This window comes from Corynebacterium callunae DSM 20147 (genome assembly GCF_000344785.1).
GTDB lineage: Bacteria > Actinomycetota > Actinomycetes > Mycobacteriales > Mycobacteriaceae > Corynebacterium > Corynebacterium callunae.
Genome location: NC_020506.1, coordinates 678,562 through 703,785 on the forward strand (window position 1 = coordinate 678,562; position 25,224 = coordinate 703,785).

At 53.4% G+C, this 25,224-nt stretch carries 25 protein-coding genes; 12 read left to right on the plus strand and 13 right to left on the minus strand.

From position 1 onward, the window contains the following. The first annotated feature begins 294 nt into the window (after positions 1 to 294). A complete protein-coding gene (locus tag H924_RS03235) occupies positions 295 to 3,717 on the plus strand; it encodes a pyruvate carboxylase (RefSeq protein ID WP_015650527.1) in 3,423 nt (1,140 codons plus the stop codon). 102 nt (positions 3,718 to 3,819) lie between these two features. Then, positions 3,820 to 4,734 carry a YbbN family protein gene (locus H924_RS03240; RefSeq protein WP_015650528.1) on the plus strand — a complete coding sequence of 305 codons (915 nt, stop codon included), beginning with the start codon at positions 3,820 to 3,822 and terminating at the stop codon, positions 4,732 to 4,734. On the opposite strand, the gene H924_RS03245 is transcribed toward H924_RS03240, so the two are convergent. From H924_RS03245 to H924_RS03260, 4 genes are all read right to left on the minus strand, one after another. Beyond that, positions 4,714 to 5,802 (minus strand): GTP-binding protein, encoded by a 1,089-nt coding sequence (locus H924_RS03245; protein ID WP_015650529.1) that lies wholly within the window; start codon positions 5,800 to 5,802, stop codon positions 4,714 to 4,716. The two genes, H924_RS03240 and H924_RS03245, sit on opposite strands and share 21 nt — an antisense overlap. A gap of 73 nt (positions 5,803 to 5,875) precedes the next feature. After that, entirely contained in the window at positions 5,876 to 6,262 is a 387-nt protein-coding gene (locus H924_RS03250; protein WP_029703494.1) for a hypothetical protein, read from the minus strand. Between the two features lie 65 nt (positions 6,263 to 6,327). Next, positions 6,328 to 8,103 (minus strand): acetyl/propionyl/methylcrotonyl-CoA carboxylase subunit alpha, encoded by a 1,776-nt coding sequence (locus H924_RS03255; RefSeq protein WP_015650531.1) that lies wholly within the window; start codon positions 8,101 to 8,103, stop codon positions 6,328 to 6,330. Positions 8,104 to 8,325: 222 nt separating this feature from the next. Then, the gene (locus tag H924_RS03260; RefSeq protein ID WP_015650532.1) at positions 8,326 to 9,222 is read right to left on the minus strand and encodes a sulfurtransferase; all 897 of its coding nucleotides are present in this window, start codon (positions 9,220 to 9,222) and stop codon (positions 8,326 to 8,328) included. Between the two features lie 293 nt (positions 9,223 to 9,515). Between H924_RS03260 and H924_RS03265 the strand changes: the two genes are divergently transcribed. Further along, complete coding sequence (locus H924_RS03265) at positions 9,516 to 10,583, plus strand: Cj0069 family protein (RefSeq protein ID WP_015650533.1); 1,068 nt, start codon at positions 9,516 to 9,518, stop codon at positions 10,581 to 10,583. Between the two features lie 86 nt (positions 10,584 to 10,669). Here the strand turns inward: H924_RS03265 and H924_RS03270 are convergent, their stop codons facing one another. The 5 genes from H924_RS03270 to H924_RS03290 all read right to left on the minus strand — a co-directional run bounded on the left by H924_RS03270 (position 10,670) and on the right by H924_RS03290 (position 15,719). Further along, a complete protein-coding gene (locus H924_RS03270) occupies positions 10,670 to 11,086 on the minus strand; it encodes a DUF3151 domain-containing protein (protein ID WP_015650534.1) in 417 nt (138 codons plus the stop codon). A gap of 16 nt (positions 11,087 to 11,102) precedes the next feature. Further along, positions 11,103 to 11,714: a Maf family protein gene (locus H924_RS03275; RefSeq protein WP_015650535.1), complete on the minus strand. Its 612-nt coding sequence runs from the start codon at positions 11,712 to 11,714 to the stop codon at positions 11,103 to 11,105. Positions 11,715 to 11,797: 83 nt separating this feature from the next. Beyond that, positions 11,798 to 12,037 carry an acyl-CoA carboxylase subunit epsilon gene (locus H924_RS03280; protein WP_015650536.1) on the minus strand — a complete coding sequence of 80 codons (240 nt, stop codon included), beginning with the start codon at positions 12,035 to 12,037 and terminating at the stop codon, positions 11,798 to 11,800. Positions 12,038 to 12,081: 44 nt separating this feature from the next. Further along, entirely contained in the window at positions 12,082 to 13,695 is a 1,614-nt protein-coding gene (locus tag H924_RS03285) for an acyl-CoA carboxylase subunit beta (protein WP_015650537.1), read from the minus strand. 392 nt (positions 13,696 to 14,087) lie between these two features. Then, complete coding sequence (locus tag H924_RS03290; protein ID WP_015650538.1) at positions 14,088 to 15,719, minus strand: acyl-CoA carboxylase subunit beta; 1,632 nt, start codon at positions 15,717 to 15,719, stop codon at positions 14,088 to 14,090. A 240-nt stretch (positions 15,720 to 15,959) separates the two neighbouring features. On the opposite strand from H924_RS03290, the gene H924_RS03295 reads away from it, so the two are divergent. The 7 genes from H924_RS03295 (at position 15,960) to H924_RS03325 (ending at position 22,048) form a co-directional block, all read left to right on the plus strand. Further along, positions 15,960 to 16,769, plus strand: coding sequence for a biotin--[acetyl-CoA-carboxylase] ligase (locus H924_RS03295; protein ID WP_015650539.1), 810 nt, complete (start codon positions 15,960 to 15,962; stop codon positions 16,767 to 16,769). Between the two features lie 10 nt (positions 16,770 to 16,779). Then, the gene (locus H924_RS03300) at positions 16,780 to 17,271 is read left to right on the plus strand and encodes a hypothetical protein (RefSeq protein WP_015650540.1); all 492 of its coding nucleotides are present in this window, start codon (positions 16,780 to 16,782) and stop codon (positions 17,269 to 17,271) included. Between the two features lie 75 nt (positions 17,272 to 17,346). Beyond that, on the plus strand, positions 17,347 to 18,546 hold the full coding sequence (locus H924_RS03305; protein ID WP_029703489.1) for a 5-(carboxyamino)imidazole ribonucleotide synthase: 1,200 nt from the start codon (positions 17,347 to 17,349) through the stop codon (positions 18,544 to 18,546). 102 nt (positions 18,547 to 18,648) lie between these two features. Beyond that, entirely contained in the window at positions 18,649 to 20,583 is a 1,935-nt protein-coding gene (locus H924_RS03310; RefSeq protein ID WP_035107885.1) for a potassium transporter Kup, read from the plus strand. A 65-nt stretch (positions 20,584 to 20,648) separates the two neighbouring features. Continuing rightward, complete coding sequence (locus tag H924_RS03315) at positions 20,649 to 21,011, plus strand: hypothetical protein (protein WP_015650543.1); 363 nt, start codon at positions 20,649 to 20,651, stop codon at positions 21,009 to 21,011. Between the two features lie 93 nt (positions 21,012 to 21,104). Then, positions 21,105 to 21,602 carry a 5-(carboxyamino)imidazole ribonucleotide mutase gene (gene purE / locus H924_RS03320; protein WP_015650544.1) on the plus strand — a complete coding sequence of 166 codons (498 nt, stop codon included), beginning with the start codon at positions 21,105 to 21,107 and terminating at the stop codon, positions 21,600 to 21,602. Next, complete coding sequence (locus tag H924_RS03325) at positions 21,602 to 22,048, plus strand: YdcF family protein (RefSeq protein WP_015650545.1); 447 nt, start codon at positions 21,602 to 21,604, stop codon at positions 22,046 to 22,048. Before purE ends, H924_RS03325 begins: the two co-directional genes overlap by 1 nt. Here the strand turns inward: H924_RS03325 and H924_RS03330 are convergent. Then, entirely contained in the window at positions 22,045 to 22,608 is a 564-nt protein-coding gene (locus tag H924_RS03330; protein ID WP_015650546.1) for a dihydrofolate reductase family protein, read from the minus strand. The two genes, H924_RS03325 and H924_RS03330, sit on opposite strands and share 4 nt — an antisense overlap. A 27-nt stretch (positions 22,609 to 22,635) precedes the next feature. On the opposite strand from H924_RS03330, the gene H924_RS14775 reads away from it, so the two are divergent. Both H924_RS14775 and H924_RS14780 read left to right on the plus strand, forming a co-directional pair. Further along, a complete protein-coding gene (locus H924_RS14775) occupies positions 22,636 to 22,899 on the plus strand; it encodes a VOC family protein (protein WP_404825325.1) in 264 nt (87 codons plus the stop codon). A 39-nt stretch (positions 22,900 to 22,938) separates the two neighbouring features. Beyond that, positions 22,939 to 23,097: a VOC family protein gene (locus tag H924_RS14780; RefSeq protein ID WP_404825326.1), complete on the plus strand. Its 159-nt coding sequence runs from the start codon at positions 22,939 to 22,941 to the stop codon at positions 23,095 to 23,097. Here the strand turns inward: H924_RS14780 and H924_RS03340 are convergent. Genes H924_RS03340 through H924_RS03350 form a run of 3 tightly spaced genes read right to left on the minus strand, consistent with a single transcriptional unit; the run spans position 23,094 to position 25,189 of the window. After that, positions 23,094 to 23,312: a hypothetical protein gene (locus H924_RS03340; RefSeq protein ID WP_015650547.1), complete on the minus strand. Its 219-nt coding sequence runs from the start codon at positions 23,310 to 23,312 to the stop codon at positions 23,094 to 23,096. The genes H924_RS14780 and H924_RS03340 overlap by 4 nt on opposite strands. A 30-nt stretch (positions 23,313 to 23,342) precedes the next feature. Beyond that, a complete protein-coding gene (locus H924_RS03345) occupies positions 23,343 to 24,179 on the minus strand; it encodes a carbohydrate ABC transporter permease (protein WP_015650548.1) in 837 nt (278 codons plus the stop codon). After that, positions 24,176 to 25,189, minus strand: coding sequence for a carbohydrate ABC transporter permease (locus tag H924_RS03350; protein ID WP_015650549.1), 1,014 nt, complete (start codon positions 25,187 to 25,189; stop codon positions 24,176 to 24,178). The genes H924_RS03345 and H924_RS03350 overlap by 4 nt, the downstream gene beginning before the upstream one ends. Between the last annotated feature and the right edge of the window lie 35 nt (positions 25,190 to 25,224).

Consider the following 25,224-nt stretch of genomic DNA (forward strand, 5'->3'; position numbering starts at 1 on the left):
AAACTTTCGCAATTTTCTATGTATGCAGGTAGTGACCGCCTGATTTTTCAACTTGGCTAAAAACTAAGGCGAAATTAGCCCGAGGAATCGGCCTGAGAGTAAGGGCGGGGCTAGTGAATGGGGGGTTAATTTCATTTGACCATTTATAGCTTTCGCAGGTCAGCAAACTAAGTCGAAGAAGTTGTGTGGGGAATTCGGAAATCGATGTTTGATTGATGGTTCCCGGCGTTACGATGTTTAGACAGAGTGACTGCCATCACCCTAGGCGGACTCTTGTTGAAAGGAACAAACATAGTGTCAACTCACACCACTTCCACGCTGCCGGCATTCAAAAAGATCTTGGTTGCTAACCGTGGAGAGATTGCAGTTCGCGCCTTCCGCGCCGCCTTTGAAACGGGAGCGGCCACCGTCGCTATTTATCCTCGCGAAGACCGTGGCTCCTTCCACCGCTCTTTTGCCAATGAGGCAGTGCGCATTGGTACCGAAGGATCTCCAGTTAAGGCCTACCTGGATATCGATGAGATTATTAATGCCGCCAAGCGAGTAAAAGCAGATGCTATTTACCCTGGTTATGGTTTCCTCTCCGAGAATGCTCAGTTAGCTCGCGAATGTGCCGAAAACGGCATTACCTTTATCGGACCTACCCCTGAGGTACTTGACCTCACCGGTGATAAGTCCCGTGCAGTTACTGCAGCTAAAGAAGCCGGACTGCCAGTTCTTGCAGAATCAACCCCCAGCAAGAACATTGATGAGATTGTTAAAAGCGCAGAAGGCCAGACTTACCCCATCTTTGTGAAGGCGGTAGCTGGTGGCGGCGGACGCGGTATGCGTTTTGTGGCAACTCCAGAAGAGCTTCCTCAACTTGCTAAGGAAGCATCCCGCGAAGCAGAAGCTGCCTTTGGTGATGGCTCAGTTTATGTTGAACGCGCAGTTTTAAATCCACAGCACATTGAGGTTCAGATCCTCGGCGACCACACTGGTGATATCGTCCACCTCTACGAGCGTGACTGTTCCTTGCAGCGCCGTCACCAGAAGGTTGTAGAGATCGCCCCAGCTCAGCACCTAGATCCTAAGCTGCGCGATCGTATTTGTGCCGATGCTGTGAAGTTCTGTCGCCACATTGGATACCAGGGTGCAGGCACCGTGGAATTCCTGGTGGATGAAAAGGGCAATCACGTCTTTATTGAGATGAACCCTCGTATCCAGGTGGAGCACACCGTTACTGAAGAAGTAACTGAAGTTGACTTGGTGAAGGCACAGATGCGCTTGGCCGCTGGTGCAACCTTGAAGGATCTGGGACTAACCCAGGACAAGATCAAGACCCACGGTGCGGCCCTGCAGTGCCGTATCACCACTGAAGATCCCAACAATGGTTTCCGCCCAGATACCGGAACCATCACCGCTTATCGCTCTCCAGGCGGAGCGGGTGTGCGCCTTGATGGTGCAGCTCAGCTCGGCGGCGAGATCACCGCGCACTTTGACTCCATGTTGGTGAAGATGACCTGCCGTGGTTCTGACTTTGAAACTGCAGTTGCGCGCGCTCAGCGTGCACTGGCAGAGTTCACCGTCTCCGGTGTGGCCACCAACATTGGCTTCCTCCGCGCCCTGCTGCGTGAAGAGGACTTCACCTCTAAGCGCATCGCCACCGGCTTTATTACCGATCACCCTCACCTGCTGCAGGCTCCACCTGCTGATGATGAGCCTGGCCGTATCCTCGATTACTTGGCTGATGTTACCGTCAATAAGCCACATGGCAGCCTGCCTAAGAACGTGGCTAGGCCTATCGATAAGCTGCCTCCGATCAAGGATCTGCCACTGCCACGCGGCTCCCGCGATCGCCTGAAGCAGCTGGGGCCTGAGGCTTTTGCCCGCGACCTGCGCGAGCAGGATGCACTGGCCGTCACCGATACCACCTTCCGCGACGCACACCAGTCCCTGCTGGCGACCCGTGTCCGCTCTTATGCCTTGATCCCTGCGGCGGAGGCCGTCGCAAAGCTCACCCCTGAGCTGTTGTCGGTGGAAGCCTGGGGCGGTGCTACTTACGATGTGGCCATGCGATTCCTCTTTGAGGATCCTTGGGCGCGCCTTGATGCGCTGCGCGAGGCTATGCCAAATGTCAACATTCAGATGTTGCTGCGTGGCCGAAACACCGTCGGTTACACCCCATACCCAGATTCTGTATGCCGCGCGTTTGTGCAGGAAGCCGCCAAGTCCGGCGTAGACATCTTCCGCATCTTTGATGCGCTTAACGACGTGTCCCAGATGCGTCCAGCAATTGACGCAGTCCTGGAAACTGGCACTGCAGTGGCTGAGGTTGCGATGGCCTACTCCGGCGATCTCTCCAACCCAGGTGAAAAGCTTTACACCCTGGACTACTACCTCAAGATGGCTGAGGAAATTGTCAAGAGTGGCGCTCATATCCTGGCAATTAAGGATATGGCTGGCCTGCTGCGCCCTGCTGCAGCAACCAAGCTGGTCACCGCACTGCGCAAGGAATTTGATCTGCCAGTGCACGTGCACACTCACGACACCGCAGGCGGCCAGCTGGCTACCTACCTAGCAGCAGCTAACGCAGGTGCTGACGCTGTTGATGGCGCATCCGCACCACTTTCCGGCACCACCTCCCAGCCTTCACTCTCGGCGATTGTGGCTGCCTTCGCACACACCCGTCACGATACCGGTCTGAGCCTGGAGGCAGTATCTGACCTCGAGCCATATTGGGAAGCAGTGCGCGGCCTCTACCTGCCATTCGAGTCCGGTACCCCAGGCCCAACCGGCCGTGTGTACCGGCACGAGATCCCAGGTGGTCAGCTTTCCAACCTGCGTGCCCAGGCAATTGCTCTTGGTTTGGCTGATCGTTTTGAGCTCATCGAAGACAACTACGCAGCTGTGAATGAGATGCTCGGCCGCCCAACCAAGGTCACGCCATCTTCCAAGGTGGTCGGCGATCTTGCGCTGCACCTGGTTGGTGCAGGCGTGAAGCCAGCTGATTTTGCGGCAGATCCACAGAAGTACGACATCCCAGATTCTGTGATTGCCTTCCTCCGCGGCGAACTTGGTAACCCTCCAGGAGGCTGGCCAGAACCACTGCGTACCCGTGCTTTGGAAGGTCGCGCAGCAGGCAAGGCACCAATGAAGGAAGTTCCAGCCGAGGAGCAGCAGCACCTTGATTCGGAAAATTCCGCAGAGCGCCGTGGCACCCTGAACCGCTTGCTCTTCCCGAAGCCAACCGAGGAATTCCTGGAGCACCGTCGTCGCTTTGGCAATACCTCAGCCCTAGATGACCGCGAGTTCTTCTACGGATTGGTTGAGGGTCAGGAAACCCTGATTCGTTTGCCTCATGTTCGCACCCCAATGGTGGTTCGACTTGATGCAATCTCAGAGCCTGATGATAAGGGCATGCGTAATGTGGTCACCAACGTTAACGGCCAGATTCGCCCCATGCGTGTGCGTGACCGTTCCGTGGAGTCTGTCACCGCAACTGCAGAGAAGGCAGATAGCTCCAACAAGGGCCATGTAGCAGCACCATTTGCTGGTGTTGTCACCGTAACCGTCAATGTTGGCGATGAGGTCAAGGCTGGCGATCCAGTGGCCATCATCGAAGCTATGAAGATGGAAGCAACTATCACTACTCCAGTAGCTGGTGTGATTGATCGCGTGGTTGTTCCGGCAGCCACCAAGGTTGAGGGCGGCGACCTCATCGTTGTAGTTTCCTAAACTCCCCGCTAAACCAGCACCCCAGCGCAGCCTAACGTTGCACTGGGGTGCTGTGCTGTCTGCCCGGCGCGAGGAAAATAAGTTTGGCTAGGATCGGAAACCATGCATGACCATTCCCATGATTCTTGTTCCCCCGACCTTGAACGTGACCTGCGCATCACTGGCCAATTGCCGCCTAGTCAAGAACATAAAATCCCGGATTTGGCAGAGCTCAACCAAGACCACCAAGCTGCGGAAATTACCCAGATCAGCGCAGCAAATCTCAAAAAAGATGTGATTGAGCTATCTCATAAGATTCCGGTGATTGTGCTCATTGGAAATTCTTTGCAAGCTACTTTTTCGCCCCTTAAACAAGAGCTTTCTCAGCTTGCTAGCCACGCGGGTTTAAGTTGGTCGCTGGCTTTGGTGGATCCCGATCGAGCTGCTGATGTGGCCTCGCAATTTAGGCCTCGCCAATTGCCGGTGGTTTATGCCGTGGTGGGTGGAACGAGCGTCTCCAATTTTGAGCCAGGTTTGCCAGGCATTGAGCTCGCGGACTGGCTGGAGGATGTGCTGAGCAATCATGGCACAAACTTACCGGGATTAGCAGCTGATGCCACACCAGCTGGGCAAGCGGAACAACCAATGGCCCAAAACCAAGATCACAGGTTATGGCAGGCTGCAGAGGCAGTTAATGCCGGTGACTTTGCGCAGGCGCTAGATCTTTATAAGGAACTACTGCAGGAACAGCCACAGAACCCGACGCTACTGAGAGCGCAGGCTGCGGTGTCGGTGCTGCAGCGGGTCCAGGAATCCAGCCGGGAGAGCGATCCCATTGCCTTATCAGCAGCTCAACCACAGGATATTTCCCAGGCACTCAAAGCAGCAGATGCCTTTGTGATGCTGGACCAGCCCCTGGAAGGCGTCGAAAAGCTCTCTGAATTGCTGCACACCGCACCCGAAAATGCCGAGCTCCGCGCGCAGTGTTGGCGCGGCAAAATTTGGCTGCAGCGACTTTTAACTAAGCAGCCGGGTTAATTCCGTATCACTCAGCGTGGCGGCCTCCAGCTTGGCTCGCAGCGCAGGGGCATCGAGCGCGATGCCAATGAGCACCAGCTCGGTGCCCGGTGTGAGCTCACTAGATGCCCAATAGGCGGCGGGGCGGATGCTTAAATTGGGACCAGCCTGGTGCCACACCTGGACGATGTCAAGATTATCGGACAACCAGCAATAACCCTTGGAACGCACCAAACCCACGGTAGAGCGCAAAGCTTCGAGCAAACGCTGCTTATCAAAGGGGCGATCGCTGCGGAAAACCAGCGAACTAATGCCATATTCCTCCGTCTCCGGGGTGTGTGGATTGGCCAATTCCTCGGCATAACCCTCATAGGTGCGTGCGGTGGCTTCATCATAAAGCTGCGCGCCCAAGATCTCCTCAACCACCGGGCGGCCCTCACTTAAGCCATCTACCAGGGGAGAGATCAAGGCGCGGGGATTTAGAGTGTGCACCAGCGCGCGAGTTTGATCGAGGCGTTGCTGAGACACCAGATCGGCCTTTGTCAGATAAATGCGATCGGCAAATTCCACCTGGTCGGTGAGGAGATCAGCAATGGTGCGCTCATCTTCCTCGGCAGCTGCCATTCCGGCGGAACTCAGCTGGGTGTTGCGCCGGATTTGATCCAAAAACTGGGTGCAGTCAACCAAGGTGACCATGGTGTCCAGCGGAGCGTGATCGGCCAGACGGGTGCCATCCTCCCATTGCCATTCAAAGGTGGCGGCCACGGGCATGGGCTCAGAAATACCGGTTGATTCAATGACAATGTGGTCAAATTTTTCACTACGAGCCAGCGAGCCGACCGATTCCACCAGGTCTTCGCGCAGGGTGCAGCAGATGCAACCATTGGTCAATTCCCCAAAACGATCCTCGCCACGGGTGAGGTGTCCTTCGGCAGCGATGAGGGCTGCGTCAATATTGATCTCGGAGAAATCATTGACAATTACCGCGATTTTCTTCCCTCCGCGGTGTTCCAAAAGCTGATTGAGCAGGGTGGTTTTACTGGATCCTAAAAATCCGGATAACACGGTAACAGGGGTGAGGGGCGCCATAAAAGCTCCTTGATGAAAATAGTTTCCAGTAATGCTTAACGACGCGCCCCCGCGCGCAATCTGCCGCGCCTTTTCAGGCGGGCTTAATATCCATCCCTAAAAAGCCCTGTGCCCAGCGGGAGATGGTGTCTTTGCCTACCCGCTGAGCATCGCCGATGGTCACTGGCTCCAAAATGGGATCATTGGGCAAGACCGTGGTGAGATCGGCAGTGGGGAAGAGCTCTAGTGTGCCGCTGGTGGGATTGAGGCGAGCAAACACCAACATCTCCACATTGGTCTGCTCGCACACCGCCCAGGTGTATTCCTCATCGGCTTCCCATTTGCGCTTGGCCTCTGCTACAAACTCCGCATCAACCTCAGTGTCCAAGGCTGCGCTGAGTGCGGGGATATCGTTGATGCGGTCATCGGCAAGCAAATTGCGGGCATAGAATCTGCCGCCATTTAAATCCATGGGTTCCATAGGTGGCAGCTTAACCAAAAAAGGCGGTGCGCAATCGAAATTGCGCACCGCCTTTTTAAAAAGAATTACTTGATCTCGAGGAGAACAGCACCCTTATTAACACCTTCGCCAGCAGCTACTGCCAAGCCGGTAACAGTACCGGACTTGTGAGCCTTGACAGGGTTTTCCATCTTCATAGCTTCAAGGACAACAACGATATCGCCCTCATTAACTTCAGCGCCTTCTTCAACGTTGACCTTGATGACAGTGCCCTGCATTGGAGCTGCCACTGCATCGCCGGATACGCCAGCCTTGGCGCCACCGGAACGACGCTTCTTGGACTTCTTCTTAGGGCCGTTGGCACCGCCACCGAGGGCAAGGTCACCTGGGAGGGCGATCTCTACACGGCGACCATCGATCTCCACAACAACCTTCTGAGCTGGGACCTTATCTTCATCTTCCAGATCAGCTGCATCGGTATATGGAGCGATTGGGTTATCCCATACCTCTTCGATCCACTTGGTGTAGATCTCAAAGCCATTGTCATCGCCCACAAATGCAGGGTTGGAAACAATGTGCTGGTGGAAAGGAATAACGGTGGGCATGCCCTCAACAACATACTCAGCCAGCGCACGGCGGGAGCGCTCAAGAGCCTGCTCACGGGTAGCGCCCCAAACGATGAGCTTAGCCAACATGGAGTCGAACTGACCAGAGATTTCAGATCCTTCAACAACGCCGGAATCCATGCGGATACCAGGGCCTGATGGCTCACGGTAGCCGGTGATCTTGCCAGGAGCTGGCATGAAGTTGGAGCCAGCATCCTCGCCGTTAATACGGAATTCAAAAGCGTGGCCGCGTGGGGTTGGGTCTTCCTTGATGGAAAGTTCTGCGCCCTCAGCGATGTGGAACATCTCGCGGACTAGGTCTAGGCCGGTGGTCTCTTCAGTAACTGGGTGTTCCACCTGTAGACGGGTGTTGACCTCAAGGAAGGAGATAAGTCCATCGGAACCAACTAGGTACTCAACGGTGCCAGCACCGTAGTAGCCAGCTTCTTTACAAATAGCCTTAGCGGAAGAGTGTAGACGCTCGCGCTGCTCATCGGTGAGGAATGGGGCTGGAGCTTCTTCAACAAGCTTCTGGAAACGGCGCTGCAGGGAGCAGTCACGGGTACCAGCAACAACAACGTTGCCGTGCTTATCGGCGATAACCTGGCACTCTACGTGGCGTGCCTTATCCAGGTAACGCTCCACAAAGCACTCTCCACGGCCGAAGGCTGCGGTTGCTTCACGGGTTGCGGATTCAAAAAGCTCTGCAACCTCTTCCATCTTGTAGGCAACCTTCATGCCACGTCCGCCGCCACCGAAGGCAGCCTTGATAGCGATTGGCAGACCAAATTCCTCGGCGAATGCCACAACTTCGCTGGCATCCTTAACTGGCTCTTTGGTACCAGGAGCCATTGGGGCGTTGGCGTTGTTAGCGATGTGGCGAGCAGTGACCTTGTCGCCCAAGGAGCGAATTGCCTCTGGTGAAGGTCCGATCCAGATCAGGCCTTCGTTGATAACTGCTTCTGCAAAATCTGCATTTTCAGCGAGGAAGCCATAACCAGGGTGGATAGCGTCGGCGCCGGACTTGCGGGCAGCGTCGATAATCTTGTCGATGACAAGGTAGGACTCGGCAGAAGTGTTGCCTCCAAGTGCGAATGCTTCATCTGCGTACGCAACAAATGGTGCGTCTGCATCTGGCTCGGCGTAAACAGCGACGGAGGCGATTCCCTCATCGCGAGCAGCACGGAACACACGGATTGCGATCTCACCGCGGTTCGCGACAAGAACCTTGGTGATCTTCCTAGTCTCGACGGACACTAAAACCCTCCTGGATAAAATTGATGGCACAGCTGGGCATGCGAAGTACTTGCCCTTCCAATACCGAATATTCTTGCACACTCACCGGCGAAGAACTTAACCACACATGAGTATTTCCTCATATTTTTTTGGAAGTGTTTAAGTTTTCGCAGGTAAACACTAGTGGTATAGAAACTTAAAAGTGTGCTGGAAATTTCCCAGCACACTTAAAAAGTGAAATTTTTAGGATTCTGCTGCTTCCGCAGTGCCCACCTCAATTGGCATACGAACCATATTGCCCCACTCAGCCCAAGAGCCGTCATAGTTGCGGACATTTTCAAAGCCCAAGAGGTACTTGAGTACAAACCAGGTATGAGCTGCACGGTCACCAACGCGGCAATAAACCACGGTGTCATCGGTGCGGTTGAGGGACGAATACAAAGCGTCCAGCTCTGCACGGGTGCGGAAATTGCCATTGGGCAGCACAGTGTCAGACCAATCGAGGTGCTGTGCACCAGGAATGTGACCGCCACGCAGCACACCGTCGCCACCCGCAGGGTTGCCCTGCGCATCAAGGCCAGCGAATTCGGTGGCTGTGCGCACGTCGATAAGCTTCATGCCAGCAGGCTTGTTGAGGGATTCCAAAACCTCAGCGACAAAGGCACGCTGGCCTTCATCGATGCGCTCAACTACGGGGTAACCGGTGGCAGGGTACTCGGGAACAACGTAGGAGGTGTCGCGCTCTTCGGACATCCATGCATCGCGGCCACCGTTGAGCAGGCGCACATCGGTGTGGCCAAAAAGTTCAAAAACCCAGAGGGTGAAGGCAGCCCACCAGTTGGATTTATCGCCATAAACCACCACGGTGTCATCACGTGCAATGCCCTTGCGGTCCATCAATTCAGCAAATGCTTTGCCATCGATGAAGTCACGGGTGATGGGATCATTAAGATCCTTTTTCCAGTCGATGCGGACTGCGCCGGGAAGGTGGCCAATATCGTAGAGCAGGGAATCTTCATTGGATTCCACAACTTTTAGGCCGGGGGATCCCAACCGTGCGGAAAGCCAGGATGCGGAGACGATCCTCTCAGGGTGTGCATATTCCTGAAACGCGGGGAATGGGTCAAACGGTGCTGCCATGTGAGGTCGCTGCCTTCCATAAGGGGGTCAATACTTTTGTTACGTAACCCAGCATATTGGTTTATGTTCCTTGTGTCCTTAATTACTACTGGGTTTGTTAAGTCTCCGCGATCATGGATGGTGCTTTATTGTCTATCTTGTCAACGTGAAAAAGCCCGACTTTTAAGTTATCTCTGCGAGCCTACGTATATGAGGGTTTCCCATGTTGTCCGCAATTTTTGACTCTGCTGTTTAGTCCGGGCTGGCGCGTAATTCTAAAGCCCCCGGGAGATGAGAAAGTGAAATCCACCACCATGCACAAGAGCATCGTTGTTTTTGAAGTTGAAGGCGGCTCCGACAAGTACCTGGATGGGCATCGCAAGGACACCATGCCAATCGTCAATTCCATTTTGGGACACGGCTGGCACGCTGAGGTTGTGTTCTATCGCCCCGAGTGGAGCGAAGACCTATTTAATTATGTTTCTGAAAAATTTGATGGTTATATTTCCCGCGTAAACCCCGGCAATATCCCTGGTGGCGAACGTGGCTATTTTGATTTGCTTACCCGTCTTTCTGAGGCCGGCCTGGTGGGAATGTCCACCCCAGAGGAAATGATGGCTTATGGCGCTAAAGATGCGCTGGTAAAGCTCTCTGAGACCGATCTGGTGCCTTCTGACACCCATGCTTATTACGATGTGGAAACCCTGCATAAGCTCTTCCCATCATCCCTGTCCTATGGCGAGCGTGTGCTCAAGCAAAACCGTGGTTCCACCGGTTCCGGCATTTGGCGCGTGCAGCTGGTGGATAAGGAATTGGCTGCCAGTATTAAACCTGGCACCGAGCTGCCCCTAGACACCAAGATCAAGTGCACTGAGGCCGTAGATAACCACACCGAAATTCGCGAGCTCGGCGAGTTCATGGACTTCTGCGATCAGTACATCATTGGTGACAACGGCATGCTGGTTGATATGCGATTTATGCCCCGCATTGTGGAAGGCGAAATCCGCATCCTGCTGGTTGGCCCACACCCTGTGTTTGTGGTGCACAAGAAGCCTGCCGAGGGTGGCGACAACTTCTCTGCAACCTTGTTCTCCGGCGCAAAGTACACCTATGACAAGCCAGAACAGTGGCAGGACCTGATCGATGAGTTCGCTGAGGCTCGTCCCGTCATCGCAGAAAAGCTCGGTGGCGATAACATCCCACTGATCTGGACTGCTGACTTCATGCTCGATACCGCTCCAGACGGTTCCGATACCTACGTGCTCGGCGAGATCAACTGCTCTTGCGTGGGCTTTACCTCTGAGCTGGACATGGGCATTCAGCAGCTCGTTGCTAGCGAGGCCATTAAACGCATCGAGGAAACTGCCGCTAAAGCTATTTAAGAGCGCGCTTTTCGACGAAAAACTGGGTGGATAAGCAAAAGACCGGGGATCATCACTGGTGTTGATCCCCGGTCTTCTTTTAATAATTACTTGTCGAGCAGGATTGCTACTGCTTCTGGATCAGCATCGGAAAGCATTTGACGGCAGCGATCGTATTCGTTGGTTTCACCGATGAGCTTGGCCGCTAGTGCCAGGGCAGCGATCGCACGCAACACACCGCGGTTTGGTTCATGGGAATAAGGAACTGGTCCCCAGCCCTTCCAACCATTAGCGCGCAGGCGATCGAGGCTGCGGTGGTAACCGGTGCGGGCAAAAGCATAAGCCTGCAGCTTTTCTTCATCGGTAGTGGCTGATTCAAGCGCAGCTTCGGCACGAACAGCCCACACTAGTGGGCTATCGGGATGAGTCAGCGCAGTTGCAGTAAGGGTGGCGTCTGCACCCTGTGCTGGATCCTGCGGCAAGCGGACGGGTGGGGGAGCTAACATGTCATTCATTTGAACCATGCCCCTCATCCTAACTTCAGGACACCGATGTTGGGGTGGCGCCCCAAAAATCGCTGATATTAAAACCACATTGGTAGAGCGCGCGACGCACCACTGGCAGGGATAGTCCGATAACGGAGGAAGGATCGCCCTCAATGGAATCGATGAACCATCCGCCTAGTGCTTCTAGGGTGAAGGCTCCCGCGCACTCTAAGGGCTCTCCAGAGGCTGCGTAGGCGTTAATGTCGGCATCGCTTGCCTCTGCGAAGTGGATGGTGGTGGAGGATGCCTCGATAATCTCTTGATCCTGCCAAATCACACAATGTCCAGTGATGAGCTGTGCAGTCTTTCCGCGCTGTTGCTGCCAACGGCGAATCGTCTCTTCAACTGTATGAGGTTTTCCTTGCAGGGTTTCGTCGATAAGCAGCATGGAGTCGCCCCCAATGGTGACCTGATCTGGAAAGTTCGGTGCTACGGCGCGGGCTTTTGCCAGTGCCAACTGGCTGACGATCTCCTGCGGGGAGGCGCCGGCCAGGCTTGCGATGATGGCATCCTCATCAACATGCGCTGGGTGGATGAGGGGCTCGACGCCGGCGCTGCGCAGGATCATGCGGCGGGAGGGGGACTGGGAGGCGAGAACAATCTGCATGCTGCCAAATTCTAATCACCACCCGCGCACAACAAAGCGCCACGACCCTTTGATGAGATTAGGTCGTGGCGCGAAAGCTGCTTTTAGAAGAAATTCACATTCTGGAAAGCGCTGGGGTTGAAGATGGTTGGGCGGTTGAGGCGTTCTTCCACCCGACCCCAGTTATTGCGGGTCTCAGGCTGGATGAGCTGTGCTTGCGCAGCAGCTTGAGCCAAACCTGCAATCACCATGGTCAGCGCTGCCACCTGGGTATCATCAGGGTTGCCAGATAGCACCGTAAAAAAGGGCTTCTGAGCAGCCTCGGTGGTGTTGTTCTCAGACATGGTTCTCCTTTAAAAATAATGAGTTTCAGCAGCTAGATAAAGCTTTATAGGGGAATATTTCCGTGCTTCTTAGCAGGAGTATTAACCACCTTGCGGTCAAGCAGGCGCAGGCCTTCAATGATCTGACCACGAGTTTCAGAAGGTGGGATTACCGCATCAACATAACCGCGCTCAGCTGCGAGATAAGGGTTGAGGTGGGACTCCTCGTATTCCTTTTCAAATCCCTGCAGCAAGGCATCGATATCCTGGCCTTCGGTTTCTGCCTGCTTGATTTCCTTTTCATAAATCACGCTGACAGCACCGGAGGCAGCCATCACTGCGATTTCCGCGGTAGGCCAGGCAAAGACCAGGTCTGCGCCCAGATCCTTGGAACCCATCACACAATAAGCAGCACCGATGGATTTGCGGGTGATCACAGTGATCTTGCCGACGGTTGCCTCAGAGTAGGCATAAAGCAGCTTGGCGGTGCGTCGAATAGCGCCATCAAATTCTTGATCGGTGCCCGGCAAGAAACCAGGAACGTCTACAAACTCAATGAGCGGAATGTTGAAAGCATCGCAGGTGCGGATAAACCGAGCTGCCTTTTCAGATGCCTTAATATCCAGGCAACCAGCCAATTCAGTGGGCTGGTTAGTCACGATGCCAACGGAACGACCCTCTACACGCGCAAAGCCACACAAGATATTTGCTGCGTAGTTGCCCTGGATTTCAAAGAAATCGCCACCATCAACCACACGGGAAATAACTTCCTTCATGTCATATGGCTGGTTGGGGGAGTCCGGAATGATGGAATCCAGTTCACGATCGGTGTCATTGATGTTGTCAACAACTGAACCAAGCATGACTTCCGCAGCCACGCGAGGAGCCTCGGCACGGTTGTTGGAAGGCAAGTAAGTGGTGAGCTCACGAACCCAGTCCAAGGCTTCAGTTTCCCCAGCTGCAGTGAAGTGGGAGTTGCCGGAGGTAGCCATTTGAGTGGAGGCGCCGCCAAGCTCCTCTGCGGAAACATCTGCACCGGTGACAGTCTTGATGGTCTCTGGATCAGTGAGGTACATCTTGGAGTTCTGATCCACCATGACAACAAAGTCAGATAGCGCAGGGGAGTAGGTGTTTCCGCCGGTAGCGGCACCCATTACCAATGAAATCTGAGGTACCAGGCCGGAAGCCAGGGTATTGCGGTGGAAGATCTGAGAGTAAAGGCCAAGGGAAGCCACGCCTTCTTGGATACGAGGGCCAGCGCCTTCGCTGATGCCAATTAGTGGCACACCGGTTTTGATTGCAAGATCCAAAACCTTGACGATCTTCTCGCCATAAACCTCACCGAGAGCGCCATCAAAGATGGTGCCGTCCTGGGAGTAGATGCAGACCTTGCGGCCATCGATGGTGCCGTAGCCGGTGACTACACCATCAGTGGCTGGGCGGTTGGCATCCAATCCAAAGCTCTTGGAGCGGTGGCGCGCGAGGGCGTCAACCTCTACAAAGGAGCCATCATCAAGCAAGTACTCGATGCGTTCACGGGCAGTTTTCTTACCTGCCTCATGCACCTGCTCTACGGCAGCCTCGCCCATGGGGACATAGGCTTGGCTCAGTCGCGCGCGGAGATCAGAGAGCTTTCCGGCGGTGGTAGTGAGGTCAGGTGTGGTTTGTGCTGCAGTCATGGTTTCTTAGTCTAAATCCTGGGGTGGGTTCATGAGTAATACGCGAAAGTGCTAAATAAAAAGCAAGGCTAAAAATCAGCACGGGAGGAGGGTCTCAGCGAGCTCTTGGCGCAGCTTTAGCGAATTACTTTGCTAGTGCTGCCCAGAGTGCTGAGGAATCCCCCAAAGGTGCAATCTTGCTTTAACTACGAAGAATGCTAACCCAGCGTGCTGGATTTTTGCCAGCACGCAGGGGTCGTGGAGTGTTTTCCTTTTAAATTATGGGAAAACTGCCATAGTGCGCGTATACCCAAGGCAAAACTTTTAGCCCAGTGTCAGGGCAAAAATAAAAGTGTCGGAAACTTTTAAGTTAACTTCCAAGAAGCACTTGAGGTTTCCGACACCAATATTTTTTACAAAGGCATATTGCCGTGCTTGCGTGCAGGACGGGTGACGTTCTTGTGCTTGAGTAGACGTAGGTTGCGGGCGATTTGTCCGCGGGTCTCGCTAGGCAAGATAACTGCGTCAATGAGGCCACGCTCAGCTGCCAAATATGGGTTGAGCATGTGATCTTCGTACTCGCGCTCGAAGGACTTTGCTAGTGCCTGAACATCAAGTCCCTTGGCGTCAGCGGCCATGAGCTCCTTGCGGTAGATGAATCCCACAGCGCCAGCAGCACCCATGACGGCGATCTGAGCGGTAGGCCAAGCGAGGCAAATATCAGAGCCCAAGCCCTTGGAACCCATCACACAATATGCTCCGCCATAAGCCTTACGCATAGTGACAGTGATCTTTGGAACGGTTGCTTCGCCATAGGCGTAGAGCAACTTAGCGCCACGGCGCAGGATGCCACCGTATTCTTGGCCAGCACCTGGCAGGAAGCCTGGAACGTCAACAAGCATGACGATTGGGATGTTGAAGGCATCGCAGGTGCGAACAAAGCGGGCAGCCTTTTCGGAGGAATCGATGTCCAAGCAACCAGCAAACTGGGTGGGCTGGTTGGCTACAAATCCCACAGACTGGCCTTCGATGCGACCAAAGGCGATAACGATGTTTTCCGCGCGATCAGCCTGGATCTCGAGGTATTCGCCATCATCGGTAATGCACTGGATAACTTCGCGCACGTCATAAGGAACGGTTGCGGAGTCTGGGATGATGTCATCAAGTTTGAGGTCATCAGGGGTGAGGTTGTCTTCGATGCCACCTTCTTCAGCGTCGAAATCTTCCTCAGGAGCGAAGCTGCGGTTATTGGAAGGCAGGAAGGAAATAAGATCCTGTACCCAATCCAGTGCTTCCTCATCGGTTGCAGCGGTGTAGTGAGAGTTACCCGCGGTGATCATGTGGGTGTTGGCGCCACCAAGTTCTTCCTGGGTGATTTCCTCGCCGGTAACGGTCTTAATAACGTCAGGGCCGGTGACGAACATCTTGGAAGTTTTGTCCACCATGACTACAAAGTCGGTCAGTGCTGGGCCATATGCATTGCCACCAGCACAGGCACCCATGATGACGGAGATCTGTGGGATCACTCCAGAGGCCTGAATATTTTGGTAGAAGGTCTGGGAGATGTAGTCCAGGGAAACAGCGCCATCCTGGATACGAGCGCCAGCACCTTCATAAAGACCAATTAGAGGGCGACCGGTTTCAATGGCGAACTCCATGATCTTGATCATCTTTTCGCCATAAACCTCACCCAAAGCGCCACCGAAGACGGTGCCGTCCTGGGAGAAGATGCAAACTTCACGGCCGTCGATGGTGCCCCAGCCGGTGACGATGCCATCGGTGACAGGGCGCTTAGAGCCCAGGCCGAAGGCGGTGGTGCGGTGACGGGCTAGCTGGTCGTATTCAATGAAGGAGCCTTCATCGAGCAAGTAATCAAGACGCTCGCGGGCGGTAAGGCGTCCAGCGGCGTGGACCTTCTCCACTGCCTTCTCGCCCATTGGAACCTGGGCTTCAGCGCGGCGCGCTTTAAGATCGGCAATCTTGCCGGCAGTGGTGTTGATGTCTGGCATGTTGGCGACGTCAATCAAAGGTGAGGAAATGGTCATGTTTTGGAATCCTAGTGTCTCACGGGGGTATCGTCCACACTCATTTCTTCGTGATTTAACTCACATTCGTTATTAATGCAGCTAAGGGATAGTTTTTGAAATAGAAACTTCTTAGGTGTGTCGTGAGCATCACTAAAAAGCTGGAGAAAATGCACATTTAAGAAAACAAAACTATGCACCGCGCGCAAAGCCCCAGAATTTCCAAACACGCTCAAGTGGTGGGGGACTAGATTATCGGTTATGAAGGATAACTCTCTAAAGTCCCGTGAACCGCTAGATCCAGACACTCTGCGCACTGCCCTGGTGGATAATGGCCCCTATAACCAGCTGAATTACCAAGAAGCTACCGGCTCTACCAATGCTGATCTTATTGCCGCTGCAGAACAAGGCGCACCTGATTGGACCATCGCTACGGTAGAACGCCAAGACAGTGGACGCGGACGTTTGGGCAGGCCATGGACTGCACCACAAGGTGCCCAAGTTATTTTTTCTATTCTTTTCCGCCCGGGCAAAGACAGCCTGGATGCGCTTGGCACCATTCCGTTGGCCTCGGGGCTTGCCATGATGGACACCTTGGAATCATTTGGCGTGGCCGGTGCGGGTTTGAAATGGCCCAATGACGTGCTAATTCACGGCAAGAAACTCTGCGGAATTTTGGTGGAGGCAGCAGCACTTGATAGCAACCCAGCGGTAGTAATTGGCATGGGTACCAATATCAGCCTGCAAACAGATGAGCTTCCCGTTCCTCATGCAACCTCCCTTGCTTTGGAAGGAATGGAGATTGATAGGAATGAATTTCTCATAAGAATGCTCAACAATTTGCATGAGCGTTTGCTGGAATGGGCCAAGGGAGAAAGTGCGTGGCTGGCAGATTATCGTGCAGTATGTTCCAGCCTGGGCCAAGACGTGCGCGTTATTTTGCCTGGTGATCGCGAACTTTTGGGAGTTGCAACCGGTATCGCAGCCGGTGGACAGCTGATTGTGCGTGATAATGATGGGGTAGAGCACACCCTTAATGCCGGTGAGGTTACCCACCTGCGCCTGCAGTAGCATGGACTTTATGCAGGGGAAAGCACTTGAAAGACATATCGGAGCAGGCGATCATATTCACGTTGATCTCACTGCACCTTTATCAAATATGTTTTTCCCACTCATGGAATTTATTGCCATCACCGGTGTGTGCTGGATGGGGATTGGATTTTTAGATCAGCTCCCGGGCATCGATGGAAGCAACCCCGCAGCCAGTTTCCCGCCTGGTACACGTAACCTCTTGTTGGCTATTTGGGCGGGTTTAAGTGTGTGGCGTTTTGGCTTGCCTTTAATTCGCCAGCGGCGTTTCCGGGTGATTGTGACGGATCGTAAATTGCTGGTGCGTCGTGAAGGCCTAAGCAGCAAATATGATTCCATTCCTTTGAGTTATATCAATCGGATTCAGCGTAAAAGAAATAGTTTGGTGCTGGGTGTGGGCGGACATCATCGTCCCTATGTAATTAATAAACTGCCCCGCGCTAAAAAAGTGGAGTCTGTTCTTAAAGATCTGCAGTACTACTAACCAAGACTAGGGAATCCTGAGTTGAGGAAACTATAGTTGCACAATGTGACTGAAAAAGACTCTGGAAATACATCCATTCCCGTTGGAAATCCCGCAGCCCACGCTCCTGGTATGCCAGTTGTAGCAGTTATCGGTGATGGCCAACTAGCCCGCATGATGCAAACCGCAGCCATTGAGCTGGGTCAGTCTTTGCGTATTTTGGCCGGTGCCAAGGATTCCTCGGCCGCGCAGGTCGCTGCTGATGTGGTGCTTGGTGATTACACCAATATTGATGATCTGCACCGCGCAGTTGCAGGCGCAGATGTTATGACTTTTGATCATGAGCATGTGCCTACTGAACATTTGCGTCAGCTTATTGCTGAGGGAGTTAATGTACAGCCAGGTCCAGATGCATTGGTAAATGCGCAGGATAAGTTGGTTATGCGCAAGCGTCTGCGTGAGCTCGGCGCTCCAGTTCCTCCGTTTTTGGCCATTGAAAATGTGGCAGATGCGGAGGGCTTTTTTGATGCTGTTGACGGCCAAGTGTGCCTCAAAGCTCGTCGTGGCGGATATGACGGCAAGGGCGTGTGGTTTCCAGAGACCAAGGACGAGCTAGCACAGCTCGTCGAAAAGCTCCTTGGTGCCGGTACGGCGCTGATGGCGGAGAAGAAGGTCGCCCTGGTGCGCGAGCTTTCCGCGATGGTGGCGCGCACGCCATCGGGCGTGACTCAGGCGTGGCCGGTGGTGGAGTCGGTACAGCGTAATGGCGTGTGTGCTGAGGCAGTGGCGCCAGCGCCGAATCTCTCTGCTGAGTTGCAGGACACCACCCGCGCTTTGGCACAGCGCATTGCTTCTGAGCTGGGCGTTACTGGTGTGCTGGCAGTTGAGCTTTTTGAAACCCTGGATGTTAATGGGCAGCCAGAAATCTTTGTTAATGAGTTGGCTATGCGCCCTCACAACACCGGCCACTGGACCCAAGATGGTTGCGTGACCAGCCAGTTTGAGCAGCACCTGCGGGCAATTTTGGATTATCCGCTGGGCTCCACTGAGACTTTGGCGCCGGTGACTGTCATGGCTAATGTGCTTGGTGCAGATACTGACCCTGAGCAGCCCATGGCGGAGCGCATGCTTGAGGTGTGGCGCCGTTACCCACAGGCCAAGATTCACCTCTACGGCAAGGGTCATCGCCCGGGCCGCAAGATTGGCCACGTCAACATGGTGGGTGAGGATGCAGCACAGGTACGTGCGGCAGCGCTCGCCTCAGCCCACTATTTGGTGCACGCTAGCTGGGATTAAAACGCTTTTCGACGCCGCCCTGGCCACCCCATTGACCGGGGGGTGACCAGGGCGTTTCCGGTGCAGTGGACATTTAGTGCGCAACGGCGCAAAATGATGAAAATGAAAAATTCGCAGCTCGATTCTGCTGCTCCAAAATCAGGGCAATTTTTTCTTGCCCTGGGCGCTTTAGGCGTGGTTTTTGGTGATATCGGAACCAGCCCGCTCTATGCACTGCATACTGCTTTTAGCATGGAACACAATGAGGTAGAGGTCACCCCAGAAAATGTCTACGGCATTATCTCCATGGTGCTGTGGACGATCACCCTCATTGTCACAATCAAATACGTAATGCTTGTTACCCGCGCTGATAACCAAGGCCAGGGCGGCATTTTGGCACTAGTTGCCCTGCTAAAGAATAAGTTTGACGATAAATCCAAGATGGGCGGATTTATCGCCCTGATCGGTATGTTGGGTGCCGCACTCTTTTATGGCGATGTGGTTATTACTCCCGCCATCTCCGTGCTCAGCGCGACTGAAGGTCTAGCCGTTATTTCCCCTAGTTTTGAAACCCTAGTTCTCCCAATCTCTGTTGCTGTTCTCCTGCTCATTTTTGCTGTACAACCTCTTGGAACTGAAAAAGTAGGCCGTGCTTTTGGCCCCATCATGCTGCTGTGGTTTGCCGTACTGGCAGCACTCGGCTTGCCCCAGATCATTGCGCATCCCCAAATCCTGCAGAGTTTGTCTCCTACTTGGGCTTTGCGATTAGTTGTCAGTGACCCTTTTGAAGCCTTCATCCTGCTAGGTGCAGTGGTTTTGACGGTTACTGGTGCCGAAGCACTCTATGCAGATATGGGCCACTTCGGAGCAAAGCCAGTGCGTATGGCATGGTTTTTCGTCGTTATGCCCGCGCTGATTATCACCTACTTGGGCCAAGGCGCACTGGTTATTGACAACCCCGCTGCAGTGGCAAACCCCATGTTCTACCTGGCGCCTCCTGCATTGCAGATGCCGTTGGTGATCCTGGCTACGGTGGCCACCGTCATCGCATCCCAGGCCGTGATTTCCGGTGCATACTCCATGACCCGTCAGGCGCTGATCCTCAACATCATGCCGCGCATGCTGGTGCGCCACACTTCACCACGTGAAGAAGGCCAGATCTACATGCCAGTGGTTAATGGCATCCTCTTTGTCAGCGTCATGGCCCTAGTGTTCATCTTCCAGTCCTCCGCCAACCTGGCCAACGCATATGGCCTGGCAGTGACCGGCACCTTGGTACTGGTGAGCACGCTCTTTGTGATTTACGCGCACAACGTCTGGAAGTGGAGCTGGTGGAAGTTGGCTCTCTTTATCTTGGCTATTTCCATTCCCGAGGTACTGCTCTTTGCCTCCAATACCACCAAGATTTTTGCCGGTGGTTGGTTGCCACTATTTATCGCAGCTATTCTCATCGTGCTTATGCGCACCTGGCGTTGGGGTAATACCCGCGTTAAAGAAAAGCGCATCGCTATGGAAACCCCGGTTGAAGAGTTCCTGCAGGAACTCAGGGACATTTCCGAATGCACCCCACTAGCCTTTGGCGTGCGCAAAGTTGCAGGCACGGCGATCTTCCCACACGCCTTCTTGGACACCGTGCCACTTGCATTGGTGCGCTGCGTAAATGACCTCAAAATGCTCTACCGCGAAACCGTAATCGTGCGCATTGTACGCGAAAACGTGCCACATGTGCCACATAGCAAGCGCGTAAATGTGGAAGTTTTGGCAACCAGCCCAGTGCGCATTACCCGCATAGACCTGCGAGTTGGATATTTTGATGCCCAAGATATCCCCAAGAACCTCGCCTTGGTAAACACCTACAGCGATAAAATTAATATCAATATTGATGAAGCCACGTACTTCCTCTCTGCTGTAACCATCCGCAGCTCTTTGACCGGCAAACTTTCCGGTTGGCGCGATCGTTTGTATATGTCGATGGAGAAGAACCAATCTTCCCGCACCGAATCCTTCAAACTGCCACCAAGCCGCACCATTGCCTTGGGATCCGGCGTCGAGCTGTAGTTTTTGGCTCTAGTTTTTAGTTGGCCCGTGCTGCCATAAATGGCGGTGTGGGTTAGCCTTGATAAATGACTAAAAATTCCTTAATTGACTGGGTCTGGACCATGGATGAGCTGGGCATTGGATGGTGCCAATGCGAAAAAGATCCAATTAGTGGCAAAGCTCCCCACACCGTTAATAAACCACTGGTAACCAAGTCCATTGTTAATGCCCTGGGCGATATTCCTGAGGTCATGAGCAACCAGGACATTAGCCTCGTGGTTTTGGACCTGTGGAAATTCCGGGATATTACCCCGCCGATTGCAGAGGCCCTCATGCGTTCAGTGAAGGCAGTTAATGGTGAAATGCACCCGCAGTATCCAACCGCCACCGCTATGGCAGCGATTAAACATTTCTCCAATACTTTCGCTGGCGAAGAGGCCCGTGGGTAGCTGCTGTTAATTACAGCACTGGGCATTATAAACTTGGCAGTGCTCAAGCTTTAACCCCATAGATGTGGGGAAATAACTCATAAGGAGAAAAACGTGGCACCTCTTGTTGGATTAATCATGGGTTCGGATTCAGATTGGGACACCGTAGCCCCCGCAGCAGAGGTGCTCGCAGAATTCGGAATTCCTTTTGAGGTGGGCGTTGTTTCCGCACACCGCACCCCAGAAAAGATGCTGAACTACGCAAAGACTGCACATCAGCGTGGCCTCAAAGCAATCATCGCTTGTGCCGGTGGTGCAGCCCACCTGCCAGGCATGGTGGCAGCAGCAACTCCTCTGCCAGTTATCGGCGTGCCACGTGCATTGAAGGATCTTGACGGCATGGATTCCTTGCTTTCCATCGTCCAGATGCCAGGAGGCGTGCCAGTAGCAACCGTATCCATCGGCGGAGCTAAAAACGCTGGCCTGTTGGCAGTACGCATCTTGGGAGCTGGCGATAACAGCCTGCTAGAGAAGATGGCCGCGTACCAGGAAAATATGGCTGCCGAAGTTGAAGCTAAAGACGAGGCTCTCAAGAAGCGTCTGTTGGGCTAATGAACCCTATTTTGGTGCTGGGCTCAAAGGTAGAAAACGGCCGAGTCAGTTCACTATTGGCTACTCGTTTAGACAAAGCCATAGAACTGGTTTCCCACAATCCTGAAGTACCCATTGTGGTGAGCGGGTTGGGGGAATCTGGTCCGATGGCGCAGTATCTCCGCGAGCATGGCATTAGCAATATCATTGAGGAAGATGCTGCTACCAGCACCAATGAAAACCTGGAAAATGCCCACGCACTATTGCCCGACACTAAGTGCTGGACCGTGGTGAGCAATGATTTTCATGCCTGGCGCACCTATTTATGGGCTTGGCATTTGGGCATTCCCATCAAGGTTATAACCGCAAAAACTCCCTTACCTGCTCGGATGAGAATGCTGGGCAGAGAATGTTTTGCGTTGCCACATTCCACCTCACGGGTGTTGTGGCGCAAGCTAGTTTCCTAAGATTTTGAAATCTCAAATGTGAGCTCAGTAAATTCGCCCAACCTGCGCACCTCTGCGGTGTGCAGGTTTTTGCTATCTAGCAGTCCAGTAAATACTGGTTTACCAGCGGGCAAGAAGACCGGTGCCATGGTCAAAGTGATGCGATCGAGGGCACCGGCCTCATAAAACTGGGTAGCGAGCGCACCGCCGCCAACAATCCAGATATCGCCACTTGAGGTATTTGCAGCTTGAATCTCTGCGATTGCCTCCGAGATAGGAGCGTTAATAAGTGTAATGGGAGCGCCGGCGGGTAGGGAAAGTTCACGGCTACTAAACACCCAAGTCGGACGATCGCCATAAGTATCGCTCCATCTTTCGGGGTGGTTGAGCAGATCTAGCTCATTAACCATCCATTCGAAGGTATGTGAACCCATCACAATGGTGCTGACCTTGCTGAGGAAATTACCAAAATCTTCCTCCGCTGCTTGGGAGCCAGGGACCTCAAAAAGCCATTGCAGGCTGTGGTTTTCATCTGCAATAAAACCGTTGAGAGTACAAGAGGTATTAAAAATAATTGCCATAGGTTCAAGCCTATCTAATATGGGGCAATGGGAATCAAAAGATTAGACAATATTGCCATCGTGGTCGACTCACTCGATGAGGCAGTGGACTTTTTTCAACGTCTGGGGATGAGCCTGCATGGCAGAGCGTTTATCTCTGGAGACTTTGCCGATATTTCGGTGGGGCTTAAAGATATTAAAAGTGAGATCGCAGTCCTTGAGACACCCGATGGGCATTCTCGGATTGAGCTCAGCCAATATGTGCATCCATTTGAGCTCAGCCAATATGTGCATCCATCGCTGATCGCCTAAGATCCACCTGCCCCCAATACCCAAGGGCTGCATCGATTGATGTTTAATGTTGACGATATTGAAGAAACTCTGCGCGATCTAGGCGCTGAACCTTTGGATGGTATTGCTATCTATGAAGACACTTATAAGTTGTGTTATCTGCGCGGACCTGCGGGAATCATCGTGGCATTAGCCCAAGATATTGTCCCGGAAAGCTAGCGCTGTTTACGCCAGCTGCGCAACACTGCGACAAAGGCGATGACCAAAACTAAAGCTAAAAGCGCGGGCCATACCTTTGGTTCTGGTTGAAAGACATTGATAATGGCCTGCACTACCGCCAAAAAACTAAAAAATCCCAGGAATCCCAGCACAACCTCCAGCTGCAGGGAGGCGCGTTTAGATTTGGAAGGATCCTGGGATTCTTGGGAGTTCATGCACTCAAGTTTAGGCAATGGCCTAAGACTCTAGGCTTTGACACCGCCGGCGGTAAGGCCGGAGACAATACGACGCTGGAAAATGAGCACCATAATAATCAGCGGGATGGTGACCAAAGTTCCGGCAGCCATCACTGCTGCATAGGGATATTCAAAGGAACTTGGTCCAGAGAAGCGGGCGATCGCCACGGTGACTGGTTCGGTTGAGGTGTTGGAGAGCTGACGAGCCAACATGAACTCATTCCAGGTGGCAATAAAAGCCAAGATCGCAGTGGTAAAAAGTGCTGGAGCTGCCAGTGGCAGAAGTACCAGCCGGAAAGCTTGGCCACGGGAGGCTCCGTCGACACGGGCTGCTTCTTCTAATTCCCAGGGCAGCTGCCTAAAGAAAGAGACCAAGGTGTAGATGGTCAAAGGAAGCGCGAAGGAAATATTGGGGATAATCAATGCCTGGTAGGTGCCAATCCAGTTGAGATCACCAAAAAGTTGGAAGAGCGGGGTGACCAGCGCAATGCCGGGAAACATTGATGCTGCCAAGATAATTCCGGTAACAATGCCTTTGCCTGGGAAGTTGAGGCGGGCTAGTGCATAGGCGGTAAAGACTCCAACCAATACGGCAAGCGCGGTGGTGGTGACACTGATGATGAGAGAGTTTCCAATTGCTGCCAGGAAGTTATTTCCTTTGTCGGTCGCTAGCGCATCGTGGAAATTATCCAAGGTGACATGTGTTGGCCATGGAGTGGTGTCAAAGGTGTGGGAGGAATCGCGTAGGGCGGTAATCACCATCCAATAAAAGGGAGCAAGCCCCCAGAAGAGAATGAACACCACTCCGGCGTAGTTCAGGATGAGACCTTTGGTGCGTTTAGTCATGATGCTGCAACCTCCGAGTCAGGTTGTGGGGAATGTTGAGAATCCTTTTTCAAACCTCGCCGCTTCCGTTTTGGCATACCTCTTTGTCCAGAGACATCAGCTCCGAGGAATTTGATCATCACAAATGCCACAAAGAAGATGAGCAGGAAGATCAGGGTAGAAAGTGCAGAGGCGGAGTTGAAGTTGTTCTGGCGCATATCTTCCACCACCAGCTGAGAGATGACGGCGGTAGGGGAGTTGGAGGAGCTAGAGATCATGATGACAGGCAGGTCATACATGCGCAGCGCGTCGAGGGTACGGAAGAGCACTGCCACCATGAGAGCAGGTTTAACCAGCGGCAGAGTGATTTTGGTGAATTGTTGGAAGGTGGTTGCACCATCCACACGAGCTGCTTCATAGGTGTCTTTGGGAATCATCTGCAGGCCAGCCAAAATCAGCAGCGCCATAAAAGGAGTGGTTTTCCAGACATCGGCCAAAATGACGGCGGCGCGGGCAGCCCAGGGGTCAGTGGTCCAGCTGACATTAATGCCAAGGACGGAGTTGATAATGCCCTGAGGTGCGAAGATAAATTGCCAAAGCTTCGCGGTTACTGCGGTGGGGATTGCCCAAGGAATGAGGACCGCTGCACGCACAAGGGCACGGCCGCGGAATTCTTTGTTCATAATCAAGGCCATACCCATGCCCAAGATGGTTTCTACGGTCACGGTGACCACGGTGAAGAAGAGGGTGATGCGCAGCGCTGGCCAGAAGTCGGTGGCTAGAGTACCGGGCGGGCAAACTCGGACGGTGCCATCGCCACCCATGCAACGTTGGGTGAGCCAATAAAGATAGTTTTCTAGTCCCGCAAAGCCGCCATCGGTAAAAAGTCCGGTGGTGGGATCGAGACCTTTATCGGCTTGGAAAGATAGCCAAATAGCTCGCACAATGGGATAGCCGATCACTACTGCAAGGACGGCTAGGGCGGGCGCGATTAGCCAAGCAGCACTGCGTACCTGCTTAAATGAGGCCATTTTTTCATCGCTCCTTCTTGATTGTTCATGCTCAG